We start from the raw sequence: 7,469 nt of genomic DNA on the forward strand, positions 1-7,469 counted from the left end.
CGTAGCGCAGGGGGCGGAGGGGGCTGGGGGCGGGGCGGACGGAAATGGGGGGCGGGAGGGGGGACAGGGCGTCGAGGGAGCGGATGCCGTCGGGGCGGGCGGCGTCGGCGGTCTGTGGTGGACGGGTACGGGGGTTCCTCGCGCCGGGGAGGCGGGCGCGGAGGGCGGAGATGCCTGCGGTCGGAGTGTTCGCGCTGCCGGTCTGCGGCTCCTTGGCGGACCGGACCGCATCGTGCCCGGGCCCGGCGTTCGCGGCAGTCGTCGCCTCTGCGGTCCAGGCGCCGTCGGGTCCCGCTGCGGTTCCTGCTGTTCCTGCGAACATCTCGGCGGGAACCGCTTCGGCCTGTCCACCGGTCGCGTCCTCGCGGTCGGGGTTGTCACCGCCGTACGCCGTACTGCCGGCGGCTGGGGCCGCGTCGGCCCGCGCCACGTCTTCGGACGGTACGCGAGGGGTGGTGTCCGTGTGCTCGGTTTCCGTCCGGGGGTTGGGCGCCGCCCCGAGCGACGGCTTCTCGCCGCCGACGGCCTGCGGCCGCTCCCATGCCTGCGCTCCTTCCGTCCGTGGTTCCTCGTCCGAGGGCACGCTGGACGCGGCCCTCTCCGGCGCTGAGGCGTCCCCTACGGGGCTCTTGCGGTCCTCCGCCGAGAAGCCGAACGGCATGGCGCGCCGTTGTCTGGCCGAGGGAGTCGACGCCACGCCGCCCGCCGCTCCTGACGGTCGGCCGGAGGCCGAAGGGGCCTGCTCCGACGCGGGCGAGTCGGATGCGGACGTGTCGGCATCCGCCGCGGTCGAGCCGGGCGCCGAGGCCCCGGCCGCCGGTTGCGCCCCCGCAGCGATCCTTGCGGCATCCGGCTGCGCCGGCGGCAGACCGCGCACGGCCTTTCCGGGCTCCATCTGCGGCAGACCGCGCGCGGCCGCCGCACCAGGCTCCGCCGGCGGCAAGCCGCCAACCGTCCTCGTTGACTCCATCGCCGACAGACCGCGCACCGCCATCCCCGGCTGCGCCGCCGAGTGACCACGCGCCGTCGCCTCGGGCCGCGCCGCCAGGAAGTCGCGTACGGTCGTCACCGACTCCGCCGCCGACAGACCACAGGCCGCCACCTCCGACCCGCTCACCGGCAGACCATGCACCGCCACACCCCGCTCCCCCATCGGCAGACGGCGCACCGTCGCTTCAGGCTCCACGGGCGGCAAGTCGCGTACGGGCGGCTCCGGCTCCGTCGGTGATGAGCCAGGTGCGGGATGGACGTGTTCCGTCGGTGGCTGGTGTTGTGGCTCTGTGCTTGTGTTCGCCAGTGAGATGCCGTCGGGTGCGGTGCCGGCTCCTGGTCCCATGTCGCCGGTCTCGTCCGCGAGTTGGTGGACGAGGATGCCGTGGCGGAATGCGGTCTCGCCGACGTCGGCGGTGGTGGAGCCGTACACCGAGAGGCGGTTGCCGCCCTCCGGTACGACCTCGACGGAGCGGCGCGCGGTGCGGGCCTCTTTGGCGAGCACGGCCGCGAGGCGCGCCGCGTGCGGGCTGCGGACGGCCACCCGCGGGCGCAGCCGGGTACGGGCGAACTCCCTTCCCTCCTGGTCGGCCACGAGCCTGCCGCGGTCGAGAGTGACGACCCGGTCGGCGGTGCGTGCGGCTTCCTTGGTGTCGGCGGTGGTGCAGAGCACGGTGCCGCCCTGGTCGGCGTGGGCCCGCAGCATGCCGTGGAGCCATTGCGCCTCGCGGGGGGAGAGACCGTCGGAGGGTTCGTCGAGAACGAGTGTGTGCGGGTCCGGCAGCAGGGCGCAGGCCAGGCCGAGTCTGCGGTCCATTCCACGCGAGAGCGTGCCGAGGCGCTCCTCACGGAGGCTGACGAGGCCGACCGCTTCGAGGACCTCGTCGGCCCGGCGCGCGGAAACCCCCGAGGCCGCGCACAACATGCGCAGATGGCCGCGGACCGAGCGGGCCGGGTGCCCGGGTACGTCACCGAGGAGTACGCCGACCTCGCGCGACGGATGGGCGATCCGGCGCAGGGGACGTCCTCTGAAGTAGGTGATGCCGCGCCCCTGTTGAAGTTCGAGCATCAGTCTGAGCGCCGTCGTCTTGCCCGCGCCGGCGCCTCCGAGGAGCATGGTGACATGGCCCGCGTGCGCTTCGAACGAGACGTCGTCGACGGCGGGCCGGTTCGCCTTGCGGGAATTACTGGTCAGTCCGAAGGCCTGGATCACCTGCAGCAAGATAGCGTGCAATGTCCAGTTTTTCTGGTATATCCCGATCTAATGCCGTGTGCGATGCGGGTGACGCGCTGCGTGTCTCAGACCTCGGGGCGCAGCATCGGGGGGTTGAGCAGAGTGGCGCCGCCCGCCCGGAAGAGCTGTGCCGGACGGCCGCCCTGACGCGTGGTCGTCCCTCCGGTGGGAACGAGGAATCCGGGGGTCCCGGTGACCTTGCGGTGGAAGTTCCGCGGGTCGAGGGCCACTCCCCACACCGCCTCGTACACCCGGCGCAGCTCGCCGACGGTGAACTCGCTCGGGCAGAACGCGGTGGCGAGCGATGAATACTCGATCTTGGACCGGGCTCGCTCCACGCCGTCGGCGAGGATCTGGGCGTGATCGAAGGCGAGCGGTGCCACGGGCTCGCCGTCGCGGCCATATCCACCCTGCTGGAGCAGTTCCTCGACCGGAGCCCAGCGCGCGTTGCTGGCGTCGCCTCCCGCGCGTGGGGCGGGCAGGTCGGGCGCGAGCGCGAGGTGCGCGACGCTCACCACACGCATGCGTGGGTCCCGCTTGGGGTCTCCGTAGCTGGCGAGCTGTTCGAGGTGGGCTCCGTTGTCCTGGGCCGGGGCCGAGGGGTCGTGTGCGCACAGCCCGGTCTCCTCGGCCAGCTCGCGCGCAGCTGCCTGGGTGAGGTCCTCGTCGGCCCGTACGAAACCGCCGGGCAGCGCCCAGCGCCCCTGGAACGGGGGCTCACCCCTGCGGATCGCCAGCGCACACAGGGCATGGCGGCGCACGGTCAGCACGACCAGGTCCACAGTGACGGCGAAGGGCGGAAAGGCTGACGGGTCGTAGGGCATGCGGCGATCATAGTCGTCTGCCTGACGATAAACACTCCCCCTCGTCGGGCGCATCGGTGGCGGTTGCGCTGCGTTCGGGTATGGGGTGCAGGATCGGCTCCTGTTCTTCGTTGCCGTGGCGTCGTACGAGGTCAGACTCCCAGTTGCAGGCCGTCCGCCGCCTCCTCGACCATGGCGAGGCCCAGCCGGCTGACACGCACGGCGAACGAGGACCCGGCGACGCGCAGCCCGGTCAGGCCGAGTTCGCCGAGCGGTGCGCTGCGCACGGGGCACAGGGTGACCGTACCGGCGGGGGTGTCGGGGCGGACGCCGGCGAGCGCGGTGAGCATCATGATCGCGGAGGCCGCCGCGGTGGCCGCCGGCCGACAGGCCGCGGGGTGCGGGAGGGGAGCGCTCCCGCTGAAGCGCTGTTCGCCGGCGAACATGTCCGGCAGCCGGTGGCCGAAGTGTTCCGCCGCGTCCAGCAGCCCTCTCAGCAGGCCGCTCGCCTCCTTCTCATAACCGGCGGCGGCGAGTCCGGCGACGGCGAGTGCGGTGTCGTGGACGCGGACGGCTCCGGTCCGGTGGCCGAACGGGTTGTGCCCCGCCTCCTTGGCCCCGAGTCCCCGCAGCCCCCAGCCCGCGTCCATGGCGGGGGTGCCGAGCAGTCTGGCGAGGTGTTCGGTCTGTACGGCATCGAGCAGGCCCGGGGCGAGCCGGCCGGAGCCGAGCAGGCCGGTGTCGAGGAGGTGGACGACGGTGGAACCGAGGTGCGGCACGGGTCTGCCGTCCGGTGCCAGGGCGACGGCTGGGCGTCCGCCGCCGCGGTCCTCGACCCAGAAGTCGGCTCGGAAGGCGGCCCGCAGTGCCTGGGCCCACTCGCGTAACTCGGTGGCGCCGGGCCGGTCGAAGGCATCGAGGAGATCGGCGCCGAGCAGGGCCGCCCGATAGGCGTGGGCCTGTGTGTCGCAGCGGGCTGGGCCGCCGGGCTGGGGGTCAGGGAGGTAGGGGCCGGCACCGGCGGTGGTCCGCAGCCAGGTGAGGCAGCGTTCCGCGGCGGGCAGCAGCCTTCTCGTCTCCTGCTCGGGAAGTCCCCAGCGGCGGGCCTCGGCGAGCAGGACGGGGAAGAGCAGCGTGGCCTCCGTGCCCGTGCAGGCCGGCGGGAGGAAGGGGCCGGCGTCGCGCCGTGGCCCCGGGATCAGGCCGGCCCGTGGGTTCCCCTCGGGAAGCTGGGTACGGGCCAGGGTGCGCAGGGTGCCCGCGGCCAGCCGGGTTCCGAGCGGCAGGGCCATGCGAGCCGCGGCCAGAGCTTCGGCGGGGACCAGTCCGCAGCGCCAGGGCGCGCCCGCGGCGAGATGGATGTCGGCGGGGTGGGCGGCGTCGCGCAGCAGCAGTGCCTGGAGGTCGGCGATCGCCGTGTCCAGCAGCGGGGTCACCCGGAGGTCGTCGCCGGTCGCCCGGGCTGGGGCGAGCGGGCCGGTGGTGGCATGTCCCGCGGGCCGCAGCGGCCCCGCGCCGTCGAGCCGCACCCGGAGTTCGACGGCCGCCGTACCGCCGGGCGGCAGTTCCAGTTCCCACCGGAGCAGTCCGGCTGACGCGAGGGCGTCGGAGGGCGGCGGATCGGCGATGACGGAGGCGGCGGCACCGGCCGTGGCCCAGCGCAGGCCCGAGTCGTGGACGGTGGCGGGAAGTTCGGGGCCCGCCCGGCCGCACGCGATGGAGGCGAGTTCGGCGAGGTCCGTACCGAGGGCCACCTCGACGGGGAGCCTCAGCGGGCGCGCGGCGGCGTTGCGCAGGGTGATCCGTTCGGTTCCGTCGGCGCGACGGAACCGCTCGACCACGACATCCGGATCGGGGCCCGCCGACGGGGAGACCCGCAGTGTTCCCACGAAACGGGCACTGTCGGCACTCGTCATCCTGGCCTGCACGGCCAGCGGTTCGCGGCCGGCCACACGGACCTGGCACCGTGCGAGCAGGCGCCTGCCGCCCCGGTAGAACCCGTCCAGCCCCCGGCCGTCCAGCTGTCCCTCACCGGAGATGGCGAGGCCCGGCAGGGCGACGCAGACCAGCGCGGCATGTGTGGGCGGCAGCTCGGGCGCCGGGCGGCCGGTCTGTGGTGTGCGTACCGGTGTGGCTGCGGTGGACCGGCGGCCGCGGCCCGGTGTGGGCGTCGACGGCCTGGCGCGGCTTGCCGAGAGGTTCGGCCCGCGAGCCGTGGGCGGGGGCGGAACGTCGATGGTCTGCCGTGCGGTGGTGACCGCACCGTCCTGCGGGATCCACTCGCGCCTGTTCCAGGGCGGACGTTCGTCGTCGGGGGCGTAGGAGGGAGTCGGCTGCTGGTGCATGGGGAGGCTTCCTCCGCGCTCGGTGCGCCTCGGACGTGCTGGGCGGCCGGCGGGACGCCCGGGCGGACAAGGGTCGTACGGCGGCAGGGCCTGTCCAGGCGTTCCGCCACTCAGGTGAACGGAGCGGGACTCGTCCGGGTCACGGCTCGGCGCGCGGAAGCCGGTCGCACGGCGGCGGGACGACGGGGCGGTGCCGCCGCTCGGGCCGCGCGTGAGCCGGTGCCACCAACGGACGTGCGGCGGACCGGGGCGTCGGCTTCGAGCGGTCGGACAGGTCCGGTGGGCCAGGCGGCGGCCCAGCAGAGTGCCGGCGCTCACCTGTCCGCCTCGGGCTTGCCGTCGTCGCTCCCCGGCAGAGCCGTACCGGTCGCGGTGTCGCGCGCGTCGGCCTTACGTGTACGTGTGCCGCCAGGGCCGCGGCTGCCGGGACGCGCGGACTCGGCCGGGGACGGCGCAGGGTGAGAGCCGGCCGGCCTGCGCCGTCCGCCCGTGGTGCGCGCCGCACGAGGGGGGTCGCCGCCATCCGCCGATCGCACTCGGCGCCGTCGGCGAGTGCCCGTCCCGCGGCGGGCTTCGGCACCCTCGTCGTCCGTGTCCGTCCACCCACTCGCTCCGGGCGGCGTCGCGCTTTCGGGAGCCGGGAGCACGGGCCGAGCCGTTTGCTCCTCCGCGTGCCGCTGCGCGCCGGTCTCCTCCGGCGTACGCCCCGCTCGGTCGGTTCGGTGCGCGCGCAGGCAGCGGCGGACCGCCTCCGGATCGATGCCTTCGTTGCAGGCCTGGTGCAGCAGCCGGGCGAACAGATAGTCCGGATCCGCGCCCAGCGCCATGGCCAGCGCCTCGCGGGCCTCCAGCTCGTCACCTGCCGACCAGGCGACCCAGCCGGCCAGGGTCAGCGGGGCCGCGGCGTGTTCGCCGTAGGGGCCGACGCAGCGGCGGGCCAGGGCGCGCCAGAGCCGGAGGGCCGGACCGGCCTCGTCGCCCTCCATCCAGGAGGCCGCTCGGTCGCGGGTCGTGCGGTCCTGGAGTCCGAGGATCAGCGTCGCCGCCTCGTCGTGCGCGAGCAGGGCGTCGTCGCGCAGGTCCGCCGGGTGTGTGCCCGGCACTGGTGTCGCGGCGGCGAAACGGTAGATGATCCGCTCGGCGAGGCCGAGGGTCTCCTCCGCCACCTCCGGGCGGGACACGTCATCGAGCATGCGGGGCACCAGGGTCATGCCGGCCGCGTCCAGGGCGATCTCCTGCTCCAGGGCCGCGGTCGTCTCCCAGGGCTGCAGCCTGGCACGCAACTCCTTGAGCGTGCCGCGCACTTGGAGACCGGCGTAGGTGGCCGCGGCGGCCAGCACGGACGTGCCGGGAAGGCCCATCGGAGTGCCGTCCTCGGGGCAACAGCCCTCGATCGGGCAGCAGTACGACCAGAAGCGGCCGTCGGAGATGCACAGTGCCTCGACGACCGGTACGTCCAGGTCGCCGCACTGGGTGCGCAGCAGGTGGGCCAGCCGCGCCAGCCGTCGTTTGACGTCGCGGCCCGACTCTCCCGGGTACGGCTCCTGGCAGACGTAGGCCACCATCTGCTCGGGCCGGGCGCCGCGCCGTTCGCTGCCGGTCACCAGGCCGTGGGCCAGCTGGCGGGCGGCCGCCTCCCAGTCCTCCTCGTGCGCGGGGATGCCGAGCCGGGCCCGGCCGCCGAACCTGCCCCGGCCTTCGCGGTCGTGCAGGGCCACCAGCACCATGCTGTCCTCCGGGCGGTAGCCGAGGAGGTAGGGCAGGGCGTCGGCCAGTTCGGCGGGGGTGCGCAGCGTGATCTGCGTGTCGTGCGCGGACGGGCCAGAGAACCGCTCCTGCCCCGAGACGTCGCTGTTCTCGAACGGTCCAGTGGTTTCGCTGTGATTCGTCATGCGCCGACGATCTCGCGGATTTTGATCCTCCGCTTGAGCCTGTGGACAACTCAAATCAGGGACACGACAAGCCCGGTCCGGGTTGTCCACAGGCGCGGCCGGAGCCCGCCCGATTGTCAGTCCCGTCCGGTTGTATCGGGCCCATGGATCGCACGACTTGTATCGCAGGAGCGGTGGCGGGCGACGTCACCGGCGCGCTCGGGCC

At 74.2% G+C, this 7,469-nt stretch carries 4 protein-coding genes; all 4 read right to left on the minus strand.

Going from position 1 to position 7,469, the window contains the following annotated elements; all coding sequences use genetic code 11:
- A partial coding sequence (locus M878_RS99735; RefSeq protein ID WP_031224645.1) for an ATP-binding cassette domain-containing protein occupies window positions 1-2,203 on the minus strand: 2,203 nt, incomplete at its 3' end.
- A gap of 86 nt (window positions 2,204-2,289) precedes the next feature.
- Window positions 2,290-3,048 carry an NUDIX hydrolase gene (locus M878_RS60060; RefSeq protein ID WP_023546131.1) on the minus strand — a complete coding sequence of 253 codons (759 nt, stop codon included), beginning with the start codon at window positions 3,046-3,048 and terminating at the stop codon, window positions 2,290-2,292.
- A 131-nt stretch (window positions 3,049-3,179) separates the two neighbouring features.
- Window positions 3,180-5,372 (minus strand): glycogen debranching N-terminal domain-containing protein, encoded by a 2,193-nt coding sequence (locus M878_RS60065; RefSeq protein WP_023546133.1) that lies wholly within the window; start codon window positions 5,370-5,372, stop codon window positions 3,180-3,182.
- 314 nt (window positions 5,373-5,686) lie between these two features.
- Window positions 5,687-7,264, minus strand: coding sequence for a DUF4192 domain-containing protein (locus M878_RS60070; protein ID WP_023546134.1), 1,578 nt, complete (start codon window positions 7,262-7,264; stop codon window positions 5,687-5,689).
- Window positions 7,265-7,469: the final 205 nt, after the last annotated feature.

This window comes from Streptomyces roseochromogenus subsp. oscitans DS 12.976 (assembly GCF_000497445.1).
In the GTDB taxonomy this organism is placed as follows: Bacteria; Actinomycetota; Actinomycetes; order Streptomycetales; family Streptomycetaceae; genus Streptomyces; species Streptomyces oscitans.

Coding starts and splice junctions, on each gene's coding strand:
- M878_RS60070 (WP_023546134.1), bottom strand. CDS start 7,264: ATGACGAATCACAGCGAAACCACTGGACCGTTCGAGAACAGCGACGTC.
- M878_RS60060 (WP_023546131.1), bottom strand. CDS start 3,048: ATGCCCTACGACCCGTCAGCCTTTCCGCCCTTCGCCGTCACTGTGGAC.
- M878_RS60065 (WP_023546133.1), bottom strand. CDS start 5,372: ATGCACCAGCAGCCGACTCCCTCCTACGCCCCCGACGACGAACGTCCG.